The organism is Streptosporangium sp. NPDC004631 (genome assembly GCF_053601935.1).
Window position 1 is genome coordinate 1 of sequence record NZ_JBSGCR010000030.1, and the last position, 21,964, is coordinate 21,964.

General features: G+C 70.1%; 22 protein-coding genes. 12 read left to right on the forward strand and 10 right to left on the reverse strand.

What is annotated here, in order from left to right; all coding sequences use genetic code 11:
* From ACWEF2_RS25105 to ACWEF2_RS25115, 3 genes are all read left to right on the forward strand, one after another.
* A partial coding sequence (locus ACWEF2_RS25105) for a DUF397 domain-containing protein (protein WP_453818797.1) occupies positions 1–224 on the forward strand: 224 nt, incomplete at its 5' end.
* A gap of 368 nt (positions 225–592) precedes the next feature.
* Entirely contained in the window at positions 593–889 is a 297-nt protein-coding gene (locus tag ACWEF2_RS25110; protein WP_453818798.1) for a nucleotidyltransferase family protein, read from the forward strand.
* Positions 879–1,271, forward strand: a complete 393-nt coding sequence (locus tag ACWEF2_RS25115) for a HepT-like ribonuclease domain-containing protein (RefSeq protein ID WP_453818799.1) — start codon at positions 879–881, stop codon at positions 1,269–1,271. Before ACWEF2_RS25110 ends, ACWEF2_RS25115 begins: the two co-directional genes overlap by 11 nt.
* Positions 1,272–1,789: 518 nt before the next feature.
* Here the strand turns inward: ACWEF2_RS25115 and ACWEF2_RS25120 are convergent.
* The gene (locus ACWEF2_RS25120) at positions 1,790–2,206 is read right to left on the reverse strand and encodes a hypothetical protein (protein ID WP_453818800.1); all 417 of its coding nucleotides are present in this window, start codon (positions 2,204–2,206) and stop codon (positions 1,790–1,792) included.
* Between the two features lie 6 nt (positions 2,207–2,212).
* Entirely contained in the window at positions 2,213–3,322 is a 1,110-nt protein-coding gene (locus tag ACWEF2_RS25125; RefSeq protein ID WP_453818861.1) for a helix-turn-helix domain-containing protein, read from the reverse strand.
* A 363-nt stretch (positions 3,323–3,685) separates the two neighbouring features.
* Between ACWEF2_RS25125 and ACWEF2_RS25130 the strand changes: the two genes are divergently transcribed.
* Both ACWEF2_RS25130 and ACWEF2_RS25135 read left to right on the forward strand, forming a co-directional pair.
* Positions 3,686–4,219, forward strand: coding sequence for a GNAT family N-acetyltransferase (locus ACWEF2_RS25130; RefSeq protein WP_453818801.1), 534 nt, complete (start codon positions 3,686–3,688; stop codon positions 4,217–4,219).
* A 78-nt stretch (positions 4,220–4,297) separates the two neighbouring features.
* Positions 4,298–4,636: a YidH family protein gene (locus ACWEF2_RS25135; protein ID WP_453818802.1), complete on the forward strand. Its 339-nt coding sequence runs from the start codon at positions 4,298–4,300 to the stop codon at positions 4,634–4,636.
* Here the strand turns inward: ACWEF2_RS25135 and ACWEF2_RS25140 are convergent.
* Both ACWEF2_RS25140 and ACWEF2_RS25145 read right to left on the reverse strand, forming a co-directional pair.
* Complete coding sequence (locus ACWEF2_RS25140; RefSeq protein ID WP_453818803.1) at positions 4,605–5,675, reverse strand: ROK family protein; 1,071 nt, start codon at positions 5,673–5,675, stop codon at positions 4,605–4,607. The two genes, ACWEF2_RS25135 and ACWEF2_RS25140, sit on opposite strands and share 32 nt — an antisense overlap.
* Positions 5,676–6,875, reverse strand: coding sequence for an FIST signal transduction protein (locus tag ACWEF2_RS25145; RefSeq protein WP_453818804.1), 1,200 nt, complete (start codon positions 6,873–6,875; stop codon positions 5,676–5,678).
* A gap of 207 nt (positions 6,876–7,082) precedes the next feature.
* Between ACWEF2_RS25145 and ACWEF2_RS25150 the strand changes: the two genes are divergently transcribed.
* Both ACWEF2_RS25150 and ACWEF2_RS25155 read left to right on the forward strand, forming a co-directional pair.
* Positions 7,083–8,426 (forward strand): sigma 54-interacting transcriptional regulator, encoded by a 1,344-nt coding sequence (locus tag ACWEF2_RS25150; RefSeq protein ID WP_453818805.1) that lies wholly within the window; start codon positions 7,083–7,085, stop codon positions 8,424–8,426.
* Positions 8,427–8,489: 63 nt separating this feature from the next.
* Positions 8,490–10,436: a vWA domain-containing protein gene (locus tag ACWEF2_RS25155; protein WP_453818806.1), complete on the forward strand. Its 1,947-nt coding sequence runs from the start codon at positions 8,490–8,492 to the stop codon at positions 10,434–10,436.
* Between the two features lie 80 nt (positions 10,437–10,516).
* Here the strand turns inward: ACWEF2_RS25155 and ACWEF2_RS25160 are convergent, their stop codons facing one another.
* Positions 10,517–10,933, reverse strand: a complete 417-nt coding sequence (locus ACWEF2_RS25160) for a DUF6292 family protein (RefSeq protein ID WP_453818807.1) — start codon at positions 10,931–10,933, stop codon at positions 10,517–10,519.
* 394 nt (positions 10,934–11,327) lie between these two features.
* On the opposite strand from ACWEF2_RS25160, the gene ACWEF2_RS25165 reads away from it, so the two are divergent.
* On the forward strand, positions 11,328–11,753 hold the full coding sequence (locus ACWEF2_RS25165; protein WP_453818808.1) for a hypothetical protein: 426 nt from the start codon (positions 11,328–11,330) through the stop codon (positions 11,751–11,753).
* 122 nt (positions 11,754–11,875) lie between these two features.
* Here the strand turns inward: ACWEF2_RS25165 and ACWEF2_RS25170 are convergent, their stop codons facing one another.
* The gene (locus tag ACWEF2_RS25170; RefSeq protein WP_453818809.1) at positions 11,876–13,015 is read right to left on the reverse strand and encodes a cystathionine gamma-synthase; all 1,140 of its coding nucleotides are present in this window, start codon (positions 13,013–13,015) and stop codon (positions 11,876–11,878) included.
* A 233-nt stretch (positions 13,016–13,248) separates the two neighbouring features.
* Between ACWEF2_RS25170 and ACWEF2_RS25175 the strand changes: the two genes are divergently transcribed.
* The gene (locus ACWEF2_RS25175) at positions 13,249–14,469 is read left to right on the forward strand and encodes a sensor histidine kinase (protein ID WP_453818810.1); all 1,221 of its coding nucleotides are present in this window, start codon (positions 13,249–13,251) and stop codon (positions 14,467–14,469) included.
* Positions 14,470–14,480: 11 nt separating this feature from the next.
* Here the strand turns inward: ACWEF2_RS25175 and ACWEF2_RS25180 are convergent, their stop codons facing one another.
* A complete protein-coding gene (locus ACWEF2_RS25180) occupies positions 14,481–15,854 on the reverse strand; it encodes a cystathionine beta-synthase (RefSeq protein ID WP_453818811.1) in 1,374 nt (457 codons plus the stop codon).
* 384 nt (positions 15,855–16,238) lie between these two features.
* Here ACWEF2_RS25180 and ACWEF2_RS25185 point away from each other — a divergent pair, with 384 nt between their 5' ends.
* The 3 genes from ACWEF2_RS25185 (at position 16,239) to ACWEF2_RS25195 (ending at position 20,062) form a co-directional block, all read left to right on the forward strand.
* Entirely contained in the window at positions 16,239–17,213 is a 975-nt protein-coding gene (locus ACWEF2_RS25185) for an SGNH/GDSL hydrolase family protein (RefSeq protein ID WP_453818812.1), read from the forward strand.
* Positions 17,214–17,302: 89 nt separating this feature from the next.
* Complete coding sequence (locus tag ACWEF2_RS25190) at positions 17,303–18,616, forward strand: outer membrane protein assembly factor BamB family protein (protein ID WP_453818813.1); 1,314 nt, start codon at positions 17,303–17,305, stop codon at positions 18,614–18,616.
* 225 nt (positions 18,617–18,841) lie between these two features.
* Positions 18,842–20,062, forward strand: coding sequence for an acetyl-CoA C-acetyltransferase (locus ACWEF2_RS25195; protein WP_453818814.1), 1,221 nt, complete (start codon positions 18,842–18,844; stop codon positions 20,060–20,062).
* A gap of 83 nt (positions 20,063–20,145) precedes the next feature.
* On the opposite strand, the gene ACWEF2_RS25200 is transcribed toward ACWEF2_RS25195, so the two are convergent.
* From ACWEF2_RS25200 to ACWEF2_RS25210, 3 genes are all read right to left on the reverse strand, one after another.
* Positions 20,146–20,556: a PPOX class F420-dependent oxidoreductase gene (locus ACWEF2_RS25200; protein WP_453818815.1), complete on the reverse strand. Its 411-nt coding sequence runs from the start codon at positions 20,554–20,556 to the stop codon at positions 20,146–20,148.
* Between the two features lie 85 nt (positions 20,557–20,641).
* Positions 20,642–20,869, reverse strand: coding sequence for a DUF4287 domain-containing protein (locus tag ACWEF2_RS25205; RefSeq protein WP_355595337.1), 228 nt, complete (start codon positions 20,867–20,869; stop codon positions 20,642–20,644).
* Positions 20,870–21,145: 276 nt separating this feature from the next.
* Positions 21,146–21,922, reverse strand: coding sequence for a Bax inhibitor-1/YccA family protein (locus ACWEF2_RS25210; RefSeq protein ID WP_453818816.1), 777 nt, complete (start codon positions 21,920–21,922; stop codon positions 21,146–21,148).
* Positions 21,923–21,964: the final 42 nt, after the last annotated feature.

The following is a 21,964-nucleotide window of genomic DNA, read 5'->3' on the forward strand; positions in this document are numbered from 1 at the left end:
GGGTCGCGTTTGTCATCTACACATCGGGGTGCCCTCGACCACCAGCTCGGTGCAGGGCCGCGGCCGTCTCACCGGTCGAGAACGCCTCCGCCTTGGCCACCAACCTCCCCGACACAATCGCCATCCGCGACAGCAAAAACCCCCACGGCCCCAAACTCCTCCTCACCCCCACCCAATGGCACACCTTCATCGACGACATCAAAACCGGCGAGTTCGACCGGTAGGACACCCCTTCGACAGTCCGGCGCCCTTTCCGAACCGGCCCACGGCACGGCGTGGCGGCGGCCCGCCGGGCGCGCTGGAGGAGCGACGTCCCACGGAGCCCGGCACCGTGCTGCGGGGGGCGCCGGGCGGGCGGAGCCGTACGAGAGTACGGCTTTGGAGGGGGGCCTCCTGGGGAACGAACTCTCATACTTCCTGACCGGGGAGATCGGGGAGAGAGTGGAGGGGACGCGGTCTCCCCGGTGGACGCGCCTCAGCGGCAACCCCCGGTATGCGCGCTGCGGGCTCCGCGAGGCGACGGCCGGACATGCGGCGGGCACGACTGACACGGCAGCGCCGAGATGGCAGCATGGAAGCCCAGGGAGGTGTCATGAGCGTCAACTTCACAACCATCTATCCCCAGTTGGTCAGGCTGTGCGAGAAGTACGGCATCGCTGAGCTGGCCGTCTTCGGTTCGGTCGCTCGTGGCGAGGAGGAGGACACGAGCGACGTCGATCTCCTCTACGTCCTCAAGGCGGACAGCGACATCGGGCTTGAGTTCTTCGGCTTCCAGGAGGAGGTGGAAGCCCTGCTCGGCCGTAAGGTCGACGTGGTCTCCAAGGAGGGCCTCCACTGGGTCATCCGTGACCAGGTCATCAACGATGCCCGGGTGCTGTATGCAGCGTGAGGGCCTGTACCTGGTGGACATCGTGGAAGCCGCCAGGAAGATCGCGTCTTACCTCGAAGGCGTCTCGCCGGAGGATTGGGCTGTTGACGCCATGCGCCGAGATGCCGTCATATGGCAACTTTCCATCATCGGGGAGGCAGTCGGGGGGATCTCAGCTGAAACCCGAGCCTCCGCCCCTGCGATTCCTTGGAAGCTGATCAGAGGGCTCCGCAATAACGTGGTTCACCGATACTTCAGCGTGGACTGGAAGATCGTGCACAACACCGCCACGACGGACGTTCCCGCCCTGGAACGGCAAGTCCGAGATCTACTTCAGCGCGCCTACCCTGACATCTTCAAACGCCTGGAGCAGGAGGAGTCCCGCAACACCTTCCCCCTTTGAACCGGCCCACGGTACGGCGTGGCGGCGGCCCGCCGGGCGCGCTGGAGGGGCGGGATTCCACGGAGCCCGGCGCCGTGCGGCGGGGGGCGCCGGGTGGGCGGAGCCGTACGAGAGAGCGTGGGGTTTCACGGCTGCCTGCAAGGAACGGGCCTGGTGCCGCCGTAACTCGCCTCGGCGGTCCCCGAAGGCCCAGATCGGCATTCGGTATAACCGAAGATATCTTCGGTCTATCCGAAGCGTCGCAGCGTGCCTTTCCCGCTGTCGGGGATCTCGACCTATCTCCAGCCCGTCCACCAGGCCGGAACCGTTCGACCCCGCCACGCGGAAACTCCCCGTACGGCGGGACGCCCATCATGGAGAAGACCTCCACATTAGGGATGTTGCCGGCGTGTCCTTCAGGAAACCAGTCCGTTCTCCGTGGCCCAGGCCACGAAACCACCGGAAGGAGAGGGGAGATGATACTCGGTCGAGAGAAGGTCGTCCGCGAGCGCGCCGACGAGCGCTGGAGTGAGCAGCCCCTACCGGATCGACTCACACAGGAGGGCCAACGTGGGGCAGAACTTCACCTTGAGCGACTCCGCGGCCTTCCGGGCGGCACGATCGTCGATCACGGCCACACCGCCCATGGTCGACGCGAGGGCGAGAACCCCGGCCTCTCCCCGATTGCGCTCCTTTTTGACCAGTAGCTCCGAGAACCGGCCGAAGGCTTCGATCTCCTCGGGAGTACTGAGTTCTCGATGCTCGATCCAGGCGGCGTCCAGCACGGCGGCGATACGGCCGTCCCGAGCCGCTCCGACCCTCAGCTCCTCGACGACGACATCGGGGATGACGGCACGGCGCTCACCGACAACGGCCTTCAACGGGCCGAGCCAGTTGTTCAGGGAAAAGTGGCTGAGCGGTCCGGTGTCGAACACAAGTATCTCGTCGGCGTCCATAGGGGGTTAGGAGACGAACTTCCAGATGGCGCTCTCCGGAAGTTCGGGAAGCACGGGGAGGTCGTCTTCGGTCCATGTGTCGAAGAGGAGGTCGGTTGCCCGGGCCGCGGACACGGTGGCGTTGCGATAAAGCCGCAGAACCGATTCAACATAAGGCTTGGCCAGGAAAGGCGCGCTCAACTCGTCTTGAGTGACCAGGTTGAAATCAATGATGTCAGCCTTTGTCGTGCGAACCGCGCGAACCTTGGAGGAGTCCGCCTGACCGATGAGACCGAGCTCCAGCAGCCGACGCGCCAACGTGAACATGTCCACCTGAAAAGCACTCGCGATCTTCACAGCGGCAACGCGTAGGTCCCTGTCCTTGGCGCATAGCCGCTGCCAGGTTTCCTTGAGCCCCTGTGGCGGCAGCAGAACGGCACGGGCGAAGCGATCCAGCCACGCCTCCCACATGTTGCCCCCACCCTGCTCGGCGACCCGCCAATCGACGGTGTACTCGTCGGCGAACAAGCAGTGGCCCAGCTCGTGTGTAAGAGCCAGGCGGCGGCGTCCGACACGGAGGTTGCCGTTGACGATGGCCACCCCTCCGCTGCCCAGCAGGATGGATGCGGCATCCGCCGCGTCCGCCCCCAGGTCAAAGGAGAAGGCCAGTACTCCGATTTCGGCGGCACGGCCGGGTGCGTTCAGAAAGGGTTCGGCGGCATCCAGACCAAACAGCTTCCGAGCTCTCGCGGCCGACCGCTCCGCCTCGTCCACAGATCCCGGGCGCGCCAGGGTGGGGGTGCTGAGTCTCAGATTTTCATCGTGACCGATGACAAACTCGACGTTCCTCGCGATCTGCTCGACCAGCCGGTCGATAGCCGGACTCACGGCTCCCGGCTCCTGGAGGTTGCGGTGAGACACGATCGCGGCCGGTGTCTGCTTGATGAACCACTCGATCCGCTCGTCAAGAGCGTCGGCGATGCGGGCGAGCTCCAACGCCGTGACACGCCGCGAGCCGTTTTCGATCTTGGCCAGCGCGGACCGATTAAGCGAAATCGTCGTGGCGAGGTCCGCCTGTGTCATCCCTGCCCGATGACGGGCGTCCGCGATCCGCTCGCCCAACCAATCGCCCATCATGGCAGCCACGTGTGCGATTCTAGAACATCCCACCTGGGTTCTCAATCGCCGTCCTTGATATACGGCCAGTTCAGAAGAGGGTTAACAGCGAAACGACCGTCGAGGTCCGAGGCCACATCACGGCTCGGTCGCGACGCCCTGTCCCGTGCCGCCCGGTTGAGGCCCCGAATCGTGCGGCTCCACCGATGCGGCGTGGCGGCGGCCCGCCGGGCGCGCTGGAGGGGCGGGATTCCACGGAGCCCGGCACCGTGCGGCGGGGGGCGCCGGGCGGGCGGAGCCGTAACGGGTTCCGGGCACGTGGTGCACGTGGTGAGGACGGATAGTCCGTGGCGCCGGAGAGGGGCCGGGTGCGACGATGGCGCCATGACCGAGGTGCGGGTGGCTCATACCGCCGATCTGGACGTCGCCGTCCTCAAGGCCGCGCGGGCCCTTCTCGACGAGGTCTTCGAGGGCGACATGGATGACGACGACTGGGAGCACGCCCTCGGCGGCGTTCACGCCCTGGTGTGGGAGGGGGCCGAGCTGATCGGGCACGCCTCCCTGGTCCAGCGGCGGCTGCTGCACGGCGGCCGGGCGCTGCGCACAGGCTATGTCGAGGGCGTCGGGGTGCGCGCGGACCGTCGCGGTCGCGGACACGGCGCGGCCATGATGCGGGAGCTGGAGCGGGTGGTGCGCGGCGCGTACGACCTGGGGGCGCTGGGCGCCTCCGACGAGGCTGTGGGCTTCTACACGGCACGCGGGTGGAGGCCGTGGCGGGGACCGACCTCGGCGTTCACCCCCACCGGCATCACGCGTACCGAGGAGGAGGACGGCTGCGTCTACGTCCTCCCGCTGGCCGTCCCGCTGGATCTGTCCGGTGAGCTCACCTGCGACTGGCGCGAGGGTGACGTCTGGTAGGCACGCCGTCCGGCGTCCGCCCTCCCGCCCGGCCGCGTCGGTCGGCGTCAATCGACCTGTCCGGTTTACCGTTGTCGAATGAACCGCTTTCCGGAGGGGGCGAGCCCAGGCGACCGCGCGAGTGATCATCTGGCCAACGAGCGGACCTATCTGGCGTGGCTGCGGACCGGGCTCAGCATGGCGGCACTGGGCGTGGCCGTCGCCAAGTTCGCCCCCGGTAAAGGCATGCACGCCGTCATCTCGGGCATCATCCTGCTCCTGGCCGGTCTGATGCTGATCTTCTACGGCACGTCGCGCTATCGCACGGTGAGACAGCAACTGATCGCCGGTTACTTCACGCCCGCCAGGTTCGGCGCCGTCGTGACCGTGACCCTGGCCACCCTCCTCACCCTGATCGCCGGCCTGGTCTTTCTCTGAGCCGGAACTCCGAGGGCCAGTACCGGTCGGCGGCGAGGAGCAGGGCGGCGGCGCCGACCAGGCCCGCGTCCTGCCCAAGGGCCGCCGGGACGACCCGGACCCGCCGGGCGAACTCCAGCCGGGTGTGGTCGCGCAGCGTGGCCTGTAGGGGGTCGAACAGCAGCGGCCCGGCCTGGGAGAGACCGCCGCCGATGGTGACGACGTCGAGGTCGCAGAGGTTGACGGCGGAGGCGATGGCCAGGCCCAGCGCCCGACCGGCCCTGCGCATGGCGGCCAGGGCGATCTCGTCGCCCGCCCCCGCGTCCAGGGCGAGCTGCCGCCCGCTGGCCGCCGCCTCCTCCACATAGGACGGCCCCCCACGGGACGGAGCCGCGTGAGACGGGGAGTGTACGGTTCCTCCGCCGGACAACCCGCCCCCGGCGCCGGGGGTCCAGCCCTGTTCCAGCGCCCAGGCGGCCAGGGCCGGGCCCCGGGCGATCGCCTCCAGGCAGCCTCGGCCGCCGCAGCCGCACGCCGGTCCGCCGGGCTCGACCACGATGTGGCCGATGTGCCCGGCGTTGCCGCTGCCGCCGTGGATCAGCCGGTCGCCCAGGACGAGCCCGCCGCCCACCCCCGTGGACACGACCATGCCGAGCATGTTGGCGCTGCCGCGCCCCGCGCCCCGCCAGTGCTCGGCGACGGCGACGCAGACGGCGTCGTTGTGGATCCGGACCGGTACGCCGGGGAACCGTTCGACGAGCCCGGCGCGGAGCGGAAAGCCGCGCCAGCCCGGTATGTTCAGCGGTGAGACGACCCCGTCCGGCCAGCTCATCGGGCCGCCGCAGCCGACGCCCACCCCCTCGGCCGCGGAGCCGTCCAGCACGGAGTCGATCAACTCGACGAGCGTCTTCCACAGGGCCGGGGCGTCGCCGCCGGGGGGTGTGGCCACCCGGCGGGCCCGCTGGATCTCTCCCCCGGATCCCCCGGATCCCCCGGAGTCGACCAGGGCCGCGGCGAGCTTCGTTCCGCCGATGTCGACGGCGAGCACCGATCCGGACATCTAGTGATCGTAGAGCGGGTCGGTGGCCGGACGGGAGGAGAAGACCAGGACGGAGGCGGTGAAACCGTGCACGTGGTTGTGGCCGCCGACCGGGCCGACCTCCCCCGCCGCGAAGAATCCGGCCACGCCGATGGGGCCGAGCGTGTCGTGGACCGCGACCGCGTCGTGGTCGGCGCTGCCGAACATGGCGGATCCCCTGCCGTTGCAGGAGAACAGCAGCGCCCCGTCCACGCTGCCGAACTCCTCGCGGTGGGCGTCGAGCAGTTCGTAGAGGTCCTCGTCGGCGGTGGCGGCGTCGCGGACCTGGAAGCGGACGGTGCGGCCGATCTCGACGACGTCGCCGATGGCCACGGCCTCCCGCTCCGGGTCGATGCCGAGCACGCCCCGGATCAGGAAGTCGCCGCGCTCGTGCCGGTCGGCGTACTCGTCCATGGCCACGCCGATCTGCAGCCCCGAGGCGACCAGGTCCCGGTCGTCCTCGTCCAGCGCGCTGACGATCTCCTCCAGCCTGGCCAGGGCGGGCTGTCCGGCGAGTTCGAGGAGCAGGTTCTCCTCGACGTCGGTGACGGCCATGGTGGGGCCGATCGGGCGGCAGCCCTGGCTGACCACGGTCCTGACGTTGACGGAGCCGCCGAGCAGCACCCCGACGGCGCCCTCGGTGTAGATCTTTCCGTCGGCGAACAGGCGCACCGCGCCCCGGCCCTGGAGGGCGTTGGCCAGCCCGCCGATGAGCGGGAGGTTGCCCAGCACCTCCTCCGAGCGTTCGACAAAGCCGTCCGTGGGAAAGCTGTAGGGGTCGGCGAACAGGATGGCCGCGTGGTCGTCGGGGTGGCGTTCCGGCAGACCTACCACCACAAAACGGTCATCGGCCCGTAAGGTGTCCAGGGCGAAGGTGGTCAGCCTGGCTCCGTCCAGGGTGGCGGCCCACGCGCTCACCGAGGGGGTGACCTCGACCCCTCGGCCGTCGCCGATCACCCCCGTCGCGCTGCAACCGACGACCGAGGCTCCGGGGACCATGCTCATGGCCCGCAGCCCGGCACGGGAGACGTCGTCGGGATCGTCACCGCAGATGAAGAAACAGACCAGGTGAGGGGGTCCGGTCAGGCCGGAGACGGCCTGGCGCACCGCGGTCTCCGCGGCCGTCACCAGGTCGGTTCCCACGGCGAGACCGTCGGCGAAACAACTCGTCAACAGCGCCACTCGTCTCACCTCCCCTTCTTGTCCGAAGCCTTGCCTTGGAGCGATTCTCCCCACTGTGGAGACAAGCACGCGCATTGGCCGCCACGCGATGGTCAAGATCCGAAAGCGGGATAAGAGTGCCGGTTTCGGCTCCGGGGACGTAGGCTCGATCCCGTGCCTCAAATCCCAGAGCCGCGTACTCTGCGCGAGCTTCGCGCGAGTGGCCATATGCACCGTACGGTAAAGGCCGAGATCCGCGAGAACCTTCTGGCCCGTCTCCGGGCCGGAGAGCCGCGGTTTCCCGGAATCGTGGGCTTCGACGACACCGTCCTGCCCCATCTGGAGCGCGCCCTGCTCGCCGGGCACGACCTGGTCCTGCTGGGCGAGCGCGGCCAGGGCAAGACCCGGCTCATCCGCACCGTCACCGGCCTGCTCGACGAGTGGACCCCGGTGGTCGAGGGCTGCGAGATCAACGACCACCCCTACCAGCCCTCCTGCGTCCGCTGCCGGCGCCTGGCCGACGGGGCGGGCGAGGACCTGCCGATCTCCTGGAAGCACCGGGACGAGCGGTACGGCGAGAAGCTCGCCACCCCCGACACCTCCGTCGGCGACCTGATCGGCGACGTCGACCCCATCAAGATCGCCGAGGGCCGCACGCTCGGCGACCCCGAGACCGTCCACTACGGCCTGGTCCCGCGGAGCAACCGGGGCGTCTTCTCCGTCAACGAGCTGCCCGACCTGGCCGAGCGGATCCAGGTGTCGCTCCTCAACGTGCTGGAGGAACGCGACATCCAGGTCCGGGGATACAACCTGCGCCTGCCACTGGACATCCTGCTGATCGCCAGCGCCAACCCCGAGGACTACACCAACCGCGGCCGGATCATCACCCCGCTGAAGGACCGCTTCGGCGCCGAGATCCGCACCCACTACCCGACGTCGATCGAGACCGAACTGGAGCTGATCCGCCAGGAGGCCGCGCTCGACCAGGTGGGCGCCGACCTGCCCGGCCACCTGATCGAGGTGATCGCCCGCTTCACCCGGCTGGTCCGCGAGTCCACCGCGGTGGACGCCCGTTCCGGGGTGTCGGCCCGGTTCTCCATCGCCGCGGCCGAGACCGCCGCCGCCTCCGCCGTACGGCGTGCCGCGCTGACCGGCGAGGAGCGCGCGGTGACCCGGGTGGCCGACCTGCCGGGCATCGTGCACACGCTGCGCGGCAAGGTGGAGTTCGAGGTCAGCGAGGAGGGCAGGGAGACCGAGGTCCTCTCCCACCTGCTGCGCCGCGCGGTGGCCGAGACGTTCCGGGGCACGCTCGGCGGCGTCGACCTGACCGCGCTGCTGGAGAGGTTCTCCGAGGGCGCCCAGGTCGAGTCGGGGGTCCTGGTGCCCGCGGCCGAGCTGCTGCGCGAGGTCGGCCCGGTCTCCGGCCTTTCCAAGATCATGTCAGGGCTCGGCATCGGCGACGAGTCGCCGGGGCACGCCGCGGCCGCGCTGGAGTTCGCCCTGGAGGGCCTCTACCTCCTGCGCCGCCTGTCCAAGGACGAGGTGGACGGCATGACGGTCTACCGCACCTGAGACACCCGATGTCGGTGACGTCCTCCCCGGGCCGAGGTCCGGGGTCTGCGCTGGAGGTGTTCGATGAGCTACCGCTACGGCGAATACCGGGACGGGCCCGATCCGCTCGCCCCGCCGTACGACGTGCGCTCGGCGCTCGACCAGATGGGCGACGCCGTGCTGACCGGCGCCAACCCGGGTCACGCCCTGCGCGACCTGCTCAAACAGGGCCTTCCGGGTGCGCAGGACCGGCGCGGGCTGGACGACCTGCTCCGTGAGGTACGGCGCCGCCGGCGTGAGCTGCGCGAGCGCGGGCGACTCGACGGGACGCTGGAGCGGGCGAGGGCCCTGCTGGAGCGGGCGATCGGCCAGGAGAGGTCCGAGCTGTTCCCCGACCCGTCGGACGACGCCCGGCTGCGTGAGGCGGAGCTCGACGGCCTCCCGGCGGACACCGCGAGCGCGATCCAGGAGCTGAACGGCTACCGGTGGCGCTCGGCCGCCGCGCGGCAGACCTTCGAGGAGCTGCGCGGCCTGCTCCGCCGCGAGGTGCTCGACAGCCAGTTCCGCGGGATGCGGGAGTCGCTGGCCAACCCCGACCCGGCCACGATGGAGCGGGTCAGACAGATGATGTCCGAGCTGAACGGCATGCTGGACCGGGATGCGCGCGGCGAGCACACCCAGGCCGAGTTCGAGCGGTTCATGCAGAAGTACGGAGACATGTTTCCGGAGTCGCCCCGGAACCTGGAGGAGCTGGTCGACGCCCTCGCCCGCCGGGCCGCCGCCACCCAGCGCCTGCTGGCCTCGCTCACCCCCCGCCAGCGCGACGAGCTCAACGAGCTGATCAACCAGACGCTGGAGCAGGCCGGGCTGGGCGAGCAGATGCGCCGGCTGGGCGAGTCCCTCCACGCCCGCCGCCCCGACCTCGCCTGGAACACCCCGGAGCGGCTCACCGGGGAGGGGCCGATGGGAATGGGCGAGGCGGTGACCGCGCTGGAGGACCTCGCGGACCTGACCCAACTGGAGGCCGCGCTCCGCCAGGACTATCCGGGCGCCCGGCTGGACGACATCGACGAGGCGGCGATCCGCCGTGCCCTGGGCCGGGGCGCCGTCGACGACCTGGAGGCGCTCAGGCGGATCGAGCGTGAGCTGGAGCAGCAGGGCTACCTCCGCCGCCGGCGCGGCAAGCTGGAGCTCACCCCCAAGGCCGTCCGCCGCTTGGGCGAGACCGCGCTGCGCCGGGTCTTCGCCTCCCTGGACTCCGGCCGCCGAGGAGATCACGACCAGGTGGACGCCGGTTCCGCCGGAGAGCTCACCGGCTCCTCCCGGCCCTGGCGGTTCGGCGACGAGCAGCCCATCGACGTGGTCCGCACCGTGATCAACGGCGTACGGCGCGGCGGCTCCGGCCCCTCGGTGACCCTGTCGGTCGACGACTTCGAGGTGGCCGAGACGGAGCGGCGCACGGCCGCGGCGGTCTGCCTGCTGGTGGACCTGTCCTACTCGATGGCGTTGCGCGGCACCTGGGCGGCGGCCAAGCAGACCGCGATGGCCCTGCAGGCGCTGGTCGCCTCGAAGTTTCCCCAGGACTCGGTGCAGATCGTCGGCTTCTCCAACTACGCCCGCGTCCTGCAGCCCGGCGAGCTCGCCGGGCTGGAGTGGGACATGGTCCAGGGCACGAACCTGCACCACGCCCTGCTGATCGCGGGCCGCCACCTGGACCGCCACCCCGACTTCGAACCCGTCGTGCTCGTGGTGACCGACGGCGAGCCCACCGCCCACCTGCGGCGGAACGGCTCGGCCGCCTTCGAGTGGCCGCCCACCCGCGAGACGCTGGAGCTGACGCTCGCCGAGGTGGACAAGATGACGCGGCGCAGGGCGACGCTCAACGTGTTCATGCTCGCCGACGACGAGCGCCTGAAGGAGTTCGTCGACGAGGTGGCCCGCCGCAACGGCGGGCGGGTCTTCTCCTCCGGCGCCGACCGGCTGGGCGAGTATGTCGTCAGCGACTTCCTGCGGACCCGTAGAAAGCGCTGATCCTCACCGGCACGGAGCGCCCGGCCACGGAATCCGCCCCTCCCGGAGGGCGGGAGGGGCGGGCGCCGGAAGGCGGAGGATCAGGCGTAGGCGAGGTAGCCGTTGAGAGCGCGGTCGAAGCCGTCGCGGTAGTGGCGGTAGGAGCGGTAGCAGGGCCGCCAGGCGGTGCTGTTGCCGAGACCCGCGCGGGCGTCGGCGATGGCGTCGGGGACCCGCTCGGGGGTGAGCAGAAGGCCGCCACCGAGATAGCGGGTGTCGGTGAGGATCGTGCAGTGCTCGCGGTCGCCGATCACGTAACGGCCACAACGCCAGCCGCTCTCCTCGTCCCAGACCAGGGCGTCCCCGTCGATCAGCAGGACGGTGATGGTGCGTGGGTCATATGGTCCCTCCCACCAGCCGACGACCTCGGAGCGGAGCGCCTCGACGACGCGGCTCACATAAAGAGTCGGCTGATGCAGCCACTCCTCGGTATACGGTTCAGCATGTTGAACGATCACAGCGGGCACTCCTTTGTGCCAATGTGCACGGGCTGGTTCGATGCTCGCCCGGCACAACCGCGACCTCACCGACGACGGTCTCATCACACGGGAACGAGCTCGTCAGCGATCCTACTCACTTCATTAGAGTGCTCAGGGAAGAAATAGAAAGATCTACCATCGCGCTTCCCCATAAATAAGCACTATCTAAATTGTCATGTTCCAGAAAAACCTCCCGCTAACCGATGGCCGTCGCCCCCTCGACGATATTCACCCCCGAGGGGGCGGAGACCGGAGGCCCCGATCGCCCGCCCCGCCCCGGCACGCCCGCGACGGCCTTCCAGGGGGCGTCGTCGGGCGGCGGGCGTGCGCGCGCCGTACCCGGATGAGATCACAGCGGGCTAATGTCTGGTTCATGACAGACCTGCTGCTCTGGCTGCACATCGGTTTCGCGATCTTCACCCTGGGGCCGATCACCGCGGCGACCATGTCCACGCCACGATTCATCCGCACCGGAGACCTCAACGTCCTGCGCTACCTGCACAAGACCACCCGTGTGTACGGCATCGCCGCCGTCGGGGTGTTCCTGTTCGGCCTGATCCTGGGCCGCGAGTATCTCGGCAAGCCCTACCTGTCGATCTCCATGACGCTCTTCATCGTCGCCGCGGTGCTCCTGGTCATCGTGGACCGCGACCAGATCACCGCCATCCGGGTCCTCGGCAACGAGAACCCGGACGACGACGCGAAGATGCAGACCGGGCGGATCGCCGCGCTCGCCGGGATCATCACCCTGATCTGGCTGGTCATCCTGGTGCTGATGGTCTGGGGCAGCCCGTCCTGACCGCGGCCGGCCCTGACCACCCCCGTCCCCCCGAGCCCGCCCTGCCCGAACCCCCGTTACCGAGGCGGCCCGGCCGAGGCCGCCGTCGGCCGCTCCGGCCGGGCCGCTCCGGCCGGGTCGCGCTAGCCCAGCGCCCTGCTCAGGTCCGCGAGCAGGTCGTCGATCGACTCGATGCCGACCGACAGCCGGATCAGGTCACCGGGGACCTCCAGCGGCGAACCCGCCGCGGAGGCGTGGGTCATCCGGCCCGGGTGCTCGATCAGCGACTCCACGCCGCCGAGCGACTCGCCCAGGGTGAACAGCTCGGTCCGGTCGCAGATCTCGACCGCCTCGGCCTCTCCCCCGGCGACCCGGAAGGAGACCATCCCGCCGAAACGCCTCATCTGCTTGGCCGCCACCTCGTGCCCGGGGTGCTCGGGCAGGCCCGGGTAGAGCACCGAGGTGACCTTCGGGTGGGCGAGCAGCAGGTCCACCACCCGCTCGGCGTTGTCGCAGTGGCGCTCCATCCGCACCGCGAGCGTCTTGAGCCCGCGCAGGGTCAGCCACGCGTCGAACGGCCCCGCCACCGCGCCCATGGCGTTCTGGTTGAAGGCGAGCCGGTCGCCCAGGCCCGCGTCGGCGGTGACGAGCGCGCCACCGACCACGTCGGAGTGTCCGCCCACATACTTCGTGGTGGAGTGCACGACGATGTCCGCCCCCAGCGCCAGCGGCTGCTGAAGGTACGGCGAGGCGAAGGTGTTGTCCACCACCAGCAGCGCGCCGTTCTCGTGCGCGATCTCGGCCAGGGCCGCGATGTCGGCGATGCCGAGCAGCGGGTTGGTGGGCGTCTCCACCCATACGACCCTGGTCTTCGGCGTCATCGCGTTCACCACGGCGTCCAGGTTGCCGAGCGGCACCGGGTCGTAGTGCAGGCCCCAGTCCTGATACACCTTGGCGAACAGCCGGTAGGTGCCGCCGTAGGCGTCATTCGGGATGATCACGTGGTCACTCGGCCTGCAGACCGTGCGGAGCACCGCGTCCTCCGCCGCCAGGCCGGAGGCGAAGGCCAGGCCGCGCGCACCGCCCTCGACGGCGGCGACGGCCTCCTCCAGCCCGGTCCTGGTCGGGTTGGCCGACCGGCTGTACTCGTATCCGGCGCGCAGCCCGCCCACGCCGTCCTGCTTATATGTGGACACCGCGTAGATCGGCGGCACAACGGCCCCGGTGTGAGGGTCAGGTTCCTGACCTGCGTGAATGGCCAGAGTCTCGAATCCTTCAGTCATAAGCCCACGTTACTCGTAAATGGGCGGCGACATCCGACGCCCTTATGGACGAAACGCCCCAGCCGATATGTCTCCGCCTCCCGGTCGTCGTCCCCCCGGCCTCCTCCTCCGGGCCCCGGCTTCCGGGCCCTGACCTCCCGCCCCCGGCCGCCACGGTCCCGGCCCGCCGGGGGACGTCCACTCGGCCGAACGGCTGATACTCCAGGTCAGCCGGGGGGTTAGGCTCAGTGGCCGTGGCGGAGACCCATCGCGTCGTCTACTGGATCCAGCGGCTCAGCGAGATCGTGTTGATCGGCTGGCTCCTGCTGCTGCTCCTGATCGACGTCGGGATGGCCGCGTCGAGTAGCGGCCCGACGATGTGGCCGGGCGTGATATGCGGCGTCGTCGGCATCCTGGCCGTGCTGTGGCGCCGTACCCGGCGGGTCGGCGGCCTGACCGTTCTGCTCGGGGCGTCGTTCGTCCTCACCCTGATCACCGGGATCAGCCGCGTCGGCGCGGTGCCCGGCCTGGCCGAGACCGGGTCGCTGCTGATCCTCACCATCGGCGCGCTGCGCTGGATCGAGCCGATCAGCCGGGCCGGGCTGTTCGCCCTGGCGTCCATGGTCGTGCTGGAGACCGCGGCGGGACGCCTCCGCGACGACGCCCCCGCCCTGGCCACCGGGTTCGTCATCTTCGTCGGCTGGGCCGTCGCCGCCGGGATCGGCGCCTACCTCCGCTTCCAGCTGGAGCGCCGCAAGGAGGCGGTGCGCTCGGTACGGCGGGCCGAACGGCTGGAACTCGCCAGGGAACTGCACGACCTGGTCGCCCACCACATCACCGGGATCGTGGTCCAGGCGCAGGCGGCCAAGGTCGTCGCCGAGGGGAAACCGGAGGCCGTCGTCCCCGCGCTGGACGCGATCGCCGGGGCCGGGGCCGACGCGCTGACCTCGATGCGCCGCCTGGTCAGCGTGCTGCGCGCGGAGGACCAGGCGGACCGTTCCCCCGGCACCACGCTCATGGACATGCGCACGCTGGTGGAGCGGTTCTCGGCCGGCGGCCCCCAGGTCTCGTTCGACATCGGCCAGGGCATCACCGACTCGACCCTGGCCCCGGAGGTGATGACCACCCTCCACCGGATCCTGCAGGAGTGCCTCACCAATGTCCGCAAGCACGCCCCGGGCGCCGGCTGGGTGGAGGCGGACCTCCGGCTGAGCGACGGCTCGGACCAGCGGGCCCGGTCCGGCAGGGGTCCCGGCGCCAGGCGGGACCCGCGTGACCAGGCGGGCCCCGGGACCTCCTGGGTGTGGCTGCGCGTGCGCAACTACGGCTCGGCCGCCGACATCAGGATCTCCCGCCTGGGCGGCGGGTTCGGGCTGGTCGGCATGGCCGAGCGCGTCGAGGCGCTCGGCGGGCGCCTCACCGCCGGTCACACCCCGGAGGGCGCCTGGCAGGTGCTGGCGGAGTTTCCCATCTGACCCCGGCCGGTCTAGTGGTTGTTGACCAGGAAGGCCAGCAGGTCCTGGCGGGTGAGCAGGCCGACGGGTTTGCCGTCGTCCAGGACGACCGCGGCGTCGGCCTTCTCCAGCGCGTCGACGGCGATGGAGACCGGCTCACCCGCGCCGATCATCGGCAGCGGCTGGGACATGTGCTCGGCCAGCGGATCGGTCGGCCGCACCCGGCCCCGGTAGAGGGCGTCGAGCAGGTCGCGCTCCAGGATGGAGCCGACCACCTCGGCGACCATGACCGGCGGTTCCTCCTTCATCACCGGAAGCTGTGACACGCCGTACTCCCGCATGATGGAGATGGCGGTGTCCACCGACTCGTGCGGATGGGTGTGCACGAACTCGGGCAGGCCGGAGCCCTTGCGGTTCAGCACGTCCCTGACCAGGCCCTCGTCGGTGGAGGTGGTCAGGAAGCCGTAGTCGGCCATCCACTCGTCGTTGAAGATCTTCGACAGGTAGCCCCGGCCGCCGTCGGGCAGCAGCACCACGATCACGTCATCCGGACCGGCCTGCCTGGCCACGCGCAGCGCCGCCACCGTCGCCATGCCGCAGGAGCCGCCGACCAGCAGCGCCTCCTCGCGGGCCAGGCGGCGGGTCATGCCGAAGGAGTCCTTGTCGGAGACCGCGATGATCTCGTCGCAGATGGTGGTGTCGTAGGTGGCCGGCCAGATGTCCTCGCCGACGCCCTCCACCAGGTACGGCCGGCCGGTGCCGCCGGAGTAGACCGACCCCTCGGGGTCGGCGCCGATGACCTTCACCCGGCCGCCGGAGACCTCCTTGAGGTAGCGTCCGACGCCGCTGATCGTGCCACCCGTGCCGATACCCGCCACGAAGTGGGTGATACGCCCCTCGGTCTGCTCCCAGATCTCCGGGCCGGTGGAGTGATAGTGGCTGTCGGGGTTGTTCGGGTTGGAGTACTGGTCGGGCTTCCAGGCGTTCGGCGTCTCCTTGGCCAGCCGGTCGGAGACGGAGTAGTAGGAGTCCGGATGGTCGGGAGAGACCGCCGTCGGGCAGACCACGACCTCGGCCCCGTAGGCGCGGAGCACAGCGATCTTGTCCTGCGCCACCTTGTCGGGCACCACGAACAGGCACTTGTATCCACGCTGCTGCGCCACGATGGCCAGGCCGACCCCGGTGTTGCCCGAGGTGGGCTCCACGATCGTGCCGCCGGGAGACAGCGCTCCGGATCGCTCGGCGGCGTCGATCATGCGCACCGCGATCCGGTCCTTCACCGAACCACCCGGATTGAAATACTCCACCTTGGCCAGCACCTGGGCGGGCGATCCGGCCGCCACCCTGTTCAGCCGGACAAGTGGGGTGTTGCCCATCAGTTCAACGAGCGAGTCATGCACACGCATCGCGACGATCACCTCGAAATACCAGAGCCTTGTGAGCTTGTCTGTTGAACGCCGTGACCCCCAGGGGGCGGGTGGGGCTCGGCTCTTTCAATGGCCACGCTACCGATTCAAAGGCCACGCTACCGAAGCGCGGACCGAAGCCCCGGCCCGTCCGCGACGGAGGCGGGGCGGAAACACAGCGGAGGCGGGGCGGAAACGACCGCCGGACGGACAACGGAGGGATTCTTAGGCGAAATGACCCTCGTAGGCGGGTAAAACAGAAATATGTTCCGCTATCCCGGCAGGAGGTAGTGACCCACCCGACGCCGCACGTACGGCAGGCGGCAATCGCCGTCCCCCCCGGACGGCGAGGATGCCGACGTCGCATCTCATCGAGGGGGCAACGTGATCTGGACACCGGGGGCGGCGCGGGCCGCCCGGCGCATCGCGGCCGGTGCGGCCGTGGGAGGAGGAGGGCTGACCGCGCTCGGCGCGGTCACCTACGGGCTGTTGCTCGCCGAGGCCGAACTGGCCCGCCGCATCGTCGGCCGGCCGCACGGCATGGAGGGACCGCCGTCGGACGGGATCTACGGCGACTTCGGCGGCGAGCCGATCCGGCTGGTCATGCTGGGCGACTCCACCTCGGTGGGGCTGGGCACCACCGACCCGGCCGAGACCCCGGGCGTGCTGATCGCCACCGGCCTGGCCGTCATCGCCGAGCGGCCGGTGCGGCTGACCGTGGTCGGCAAGTCGGGGGCGGCCTCCGCCGAACTCGACGAGCAGGTGGAGCAGGCCGTGGAGTCCACCCCCGAGATCGCGGTGATCTTCATCGGCGCCAACGACGTCACCACGCGGACGCTGCCCGCGCAGGCGGTACGGCACCTGGGGAAGGCGGTACGGCGACTGCGCGAGGTGGGGGTGGAGGTGGTCGTGGGCACCTGTCCCGATCTCGGCACCGTCAGGCCGATCGCGCAGCCGCTGCGCTGGGTGACCCGGCGCTGGAGCCGCCGGCTCGCCGCGGCCCAGACGGTCTGCGTGATCGAGGCCGGCGGCCGTACGGTGGCCTTCGCGGATCTGCTCGGTGCGGAATTCACTGCAAATCCGGGTGAAATGTTCGGACCCGATCAATACCACCCATCTGCCCAAGGTTATCTACAGATTGCTTACGCGGTGCTACCTTCTGTATGCACCGCGTTTGGATTGTGGCCCGAACCACGCCCCGAACGCAGTGAGTCGATTTACCTCGCGGCGGCCATGGCCGCGGAGGAACCCGGCGCCGAGGTCTCCGCAACCCAGGTCGCCGGCCGAGCAACCGGAACCCACGGACGGTGGGCGATGATGTTCCGCCGGAGGCCAGGGGTGCTGCCCAACGACGCCTGAGCACGGTTACCCTCCGCGGCGAAGCCGTAACGCCTCGCCCCCATTGGAGTGCAATGCCCGTGACCCGGCCTCACGTGAAAGCGGCTCTGGTGCTCGTCGGAGCCCTGTCCCTGGCCGGCTGCTCCGGCAGCGAAGCGGCCACACCGCCCCATCCGACCTGGCACAACGGCGAGGTGAACGCGGTCAGCCGCACCACCGCCGCGGCCGGTGTCGCCATGACGACCTCCCTCCGGCCGGAGGGCACCCTGGAGACGGTGGCCCTGGACCTGGCCACGGGCAGGAAGCTGTGGGCCCACCCCGCGACCATGGCGGGACGCCTGCCGGGCATGGGGGTTCCGGCCCCGGCGATCGTCGAGACCGGCGAGGGGAAGGCCGTCGCGGTCGCCGTCGACCCCACCCGCGCGGGCCGGTGGAACGCCACGCTCATCGGCCGCGACGCGAGGACCGGAACGCAGCGGTGGACCCGCCCCCTGCACTCCACGTTCGGGCCGCAGCGGTGCGGGGCCTTCATCTGCGTCTCCGAGCACACCGCGCTCGCCAAGGCACGGATCGTCGTGCTCGACCCGGCCACCGGCAGGCCGATGTGGAAGCTCCCCGGCATCGCCGAGGTCGAGTGGTCCGACGCCTCCCGGGCCGTGTTCCTCCGCCTGGCCCGGCACCCCGTCCTGGAGGCGCACGACCTGAAGTCCGGCAAGCTCGCCTGGCGGCTCCCGGTCGAACAGGCGCTCGGCGCCGGGGTCGACATGTCGGGCGGCTGGTCGTTCGGCGCGACGGACGACAACCTCATCGGCTACGTCGCCCCCTACACCAGACCGGCCACGGAGAAGGTCTCCTCCTTCGGCCTCTTCTCCGTCAAGCTCGCCGACGGCACGGTCAACTGGATCCGCCCCTCGGTGGTGCGGGTCTACCCCAGCGGCAGCCCCGGCTTCGCGCCGGTGGTCCGCCCGGTCGACCGGCAGGGCCGGTACGGCGGCTTCGCCCGGCTGGACGCCGAGAGCGGCCGGGTCCTCGGGCAGATCCCGGCGGCCCAGGTCCCCGGCTCGGGCTGGTGGCTGGCCTTCCCCGCCCGGATGGAGAAACTCGGCTTCCTCAAGCACGGCCGGCCCGGCACCGCCTTCGATCTGGCCACCGGCCGGGCCGCCGAGATCAAGACCGAGCGCGGCTGGTCCTTCTGCGTCACCGACCCCAAGCCGCTCCCGCTGAAGGACCAGCCCCGGGGCTTCTACTCGGTGGCCTCGCTCTGTGAGTTCGACCTGGCCGGCGGCCGGAAGACGCCCGGGGCCGAGGCGCCCCCCGCCTGGTTCACCGGCAGTCAGGACGGCTGGCGGACCTGGCGCGACGAGGCGGGCGGCCTGCACGGGATCAAGGACGGCGCCGGAACCACCCCCGGCATGTACGGCTGACCCGCCCCCCGTCCAGGATTCCCGCGTCCCCCGTACGGGGGCGCCCGGCGGACACCCGTACGGGGAGTCCCGCGCGCCCGTACGGGGAAGCCGGGCGGGCACCCGTACGGGGGAGCCTCTCGGGCACCCGTACAAAGTTCTGTTCCGGGCCGCCCCGGTCGTGGCCGCCGATCCGGCGCGAGATAACCTCCGCAAAGGAGCGACCAACCAACCCAGGAGAGCCATATGCCCGAGGCAGTCATCGTCGCGACCGCGCGCTCGCCCATCGGACGTGCCTTCAAGGGATCACTCAAGGACATCCGTCCCGACGACCTGACCGTCCAGATCATCAGTGCCGCGCTGGCCAAGGTCCCCCAGCTCGACCCGGCCACCGTCGACGACCTGATGCTGGGCTGTGGCCTGCCCGGCGGCGAGCAGGGGTTCAACCTCGGCCGCGTGGTGGCCACGCTGCTCGGGCTGGACACCGTGCCCGGCACCACCGTTACCCGTTACTGCGCCTCCTCGGTGCAGACCACCCGGATGGCCCTGCACGCCATCAAGGCTGGTGAGGGTGACGTCTTCATCTCGGCGGGAGTGGAGTGCGTCTCCCGTCTCGCCAAGGGCGACTCCGACTCGCTGCCCGACACGCAGAACGACCTGTTCGGCGAGGCCCGGTCCCGCACGGCCAAGACCGCCGAGGGCGGCGGCGGGGTCTGGCACGATCCACGCGAGGACGGGGTCCTGCCCGACGTCTACATCTCGATGGGCCAGACCGCGGAGAACCTCGCCGGGTTGAAGGGCGTGTCCCGCCGGGAGCAGGACGAGTTCGGCGTCCGCTCCCAGAACCTGGCCGAGCAGGCGATCGCCAACGGCTTCTGGGAGCAGGACATCACCCCGGTGACCCTGCCCGACGGGACCGTGGTCGGCAAGGACGACGGCCCGCGGGCGGGCACCACCTACGAGACGGTCTCCCAGCTCAAGCCGGTCTTCCGTCCGGACGGCACGGTCACGGCCGCCAACTGCTGCCCGCTGAACGACGGCGCCGCCGCGGTGATCGTGATGAGCGACACCAGGGCCGCCGAGCTGGGCATCACCCCCCTGGCCCGGATCGTCTCTACCGGCGTGACCGGCCTGTCCCCCGAGATCATGGGGCTGGGGCCGGTCGAGGCCTCCCGGCAGGCGCTGGCGCGGGCGGGCATGTCCATCGGCGACGTGGACCTGGTGGAGATCAACGAGGCGTTCGCCGCCCAGGTCGTGCCGTCCTACCGGGATCTCGGCGTCGATCTCGACCGGCTCAACGTCAACGGCGGCGCCATCGCGGTGGGGCACCCGTTCGGGATGACCGGTGCCCGGATCACCTCCACCCTGATCAACAGTCTCCGCTTCCACGACCGGTCGATCGGCCTGGAGACCATGTGCGTGGGCGGCGGCCAGGGCATGGCCATGGTCCTGGAGCGCCTCGCCTAGTGCGGTGACCACATGCCCTCACCGGGCTGACGGCCTGTCCGCCGGCCCGGAACGCCCGGACGCGCCCGCAGGCGTCGGGCGGTTCAGCCGTGGACGTCGGGACCGGCGCGGGTGATCTCGATCCTCAGGATCACCCGCCGGTCCCGCTCCATGGTCGAGCGGTACTCGTCCCAGTCGGGGTGCTCGCCGGAGATGTCCCGGTAGTAGTTCACCAGCGGCTCCATCGCCTCGGGCAGTGGGACGACCTCCGTGTCGCCCTCGATCTGAACCCACGGGCCGAAGAAGGCGTCGGTGGTGACGCAGAGCACCGCCCGGGGGTCCACGCGGAGGTTGCGGACCTTGGCCGCGGTCTCCCGGCTGCTGACGACCGCACGTCCCTCGGCGTCCAGCCCCACGGTGACCGGGGACATCTGCGGTCGCCCGTCGGCGTGCCGGGTCAGCAGGACCGCGCGATGGTTGTCGCGGATGAAGTCACGCGCTCTGTCGAGTTCCATGATCCCATGATGGCCGGGCGGCCGGGCAGGCGAAAGCCCGCACCGCCGGGCGGAGGCGCGGGCTCGCGGAGAGGTGGTCGGCGGCTTACAGATAGCGGCTGCGGCGGTGCCGCTCGTGCTCGCGCACGATGGCGGCCGCGTAGCCGTGGGTCAGCCCGTGCTCGTCGGCGAGCCAGTTGGCACGCTCTTCACAACGCAGGAAAGACGGGCCGTTGTCGATGGCTTGAAACCACTCTGGGAGTGCGCGTCCGGTGATGTCCGAGACCCTGGCGATCAGCTTGCTCTGCGTCTCCGGTGAGTGGTTCAACGACATGGGCACCTCCACGGATAGAGCTCCTTTGCTTGACAGTGCCTCACGAACTCCCAGATGGCAAGCCCTCACAACCGGGTCCCCCACCATTTTCCGTCACTCGGCGCCCGCTCCCCGTTCTTCTCGGGTCCGGCCGTGGGACCGTCCGACGATTACCGTCCGCCCGCCGCCCACCTGCCGCCCACCTGCCGTGCGGCAGCCGCGAGAGGCCGCACGGCAGCCGTGGGAAAGGAAGAACCCCCGCCGGAGCGAACTCCGGCGGGGGTCCTCATCCGTCCGCTAGTCGCTGCTGGTGAAGTAGCTCAGCAGGCGCAGAATCTCCAGGTAGATCCAGACCAGGGTGACGGTCAGACCGAAGGCCATGAGCCAGGAGTACTTCTCCGGGGCCCCGGCCCGCACACCCTGCTCGACCGCGTCGAAGTCGAGGAGCAGGAAGAAGCAGCCGATCAGAATCGCCGCGATGCTGAACACGTACGCCAGCGGGCCGCCGGAGCGGATGCCGATGCCGTCGGCGATGAAGAAGCCCGCCACCAGGTTGATCAGCATCAGGCCCATCAGACCGAGACCCGCCGCGACGACGAACTTGGTGAACTTCGGCGTGACCCGGATGATGCGCAGCGAGTACACCGTCAGCATGGCGGCGAAGGCGAGCGCCGTGCCGACCACCGCCTGGAAGACGATGCCGTTGTACAGGTCGTTGTAGATGTGACTGACCACACCGATGGCCACACCGTAGGAGACCGAGTAGCCGAGGATCAGCACCGGGTTCGTGCTCTGCTTGAACGAGACGATCAGCGCGAGCACCAGGCCGATGAGCGCACCCGCGATCAACGCCCCCTGCCCGAGGTTGAGCGCCCAGGCCACCGCGGCGGAGACGACGAGGGTGCCCAGCGTGATGAATCCACGCACCACCACGTCGTCGATCGTCATCGTCCGCTGCGCGGGGGGCGCGTAGGACGGTGCGTCGTACATACCTCGGAGCTGGTCGGGGGTCGGCGTTCCCCAGGCCTGCTGGCCATGGGACTGCCGGCTGAATACGGGGTTCTTACTCTCCATCGCTGCCTCCACGCTGCGACCTACGCGATCAGCGTATTAGAT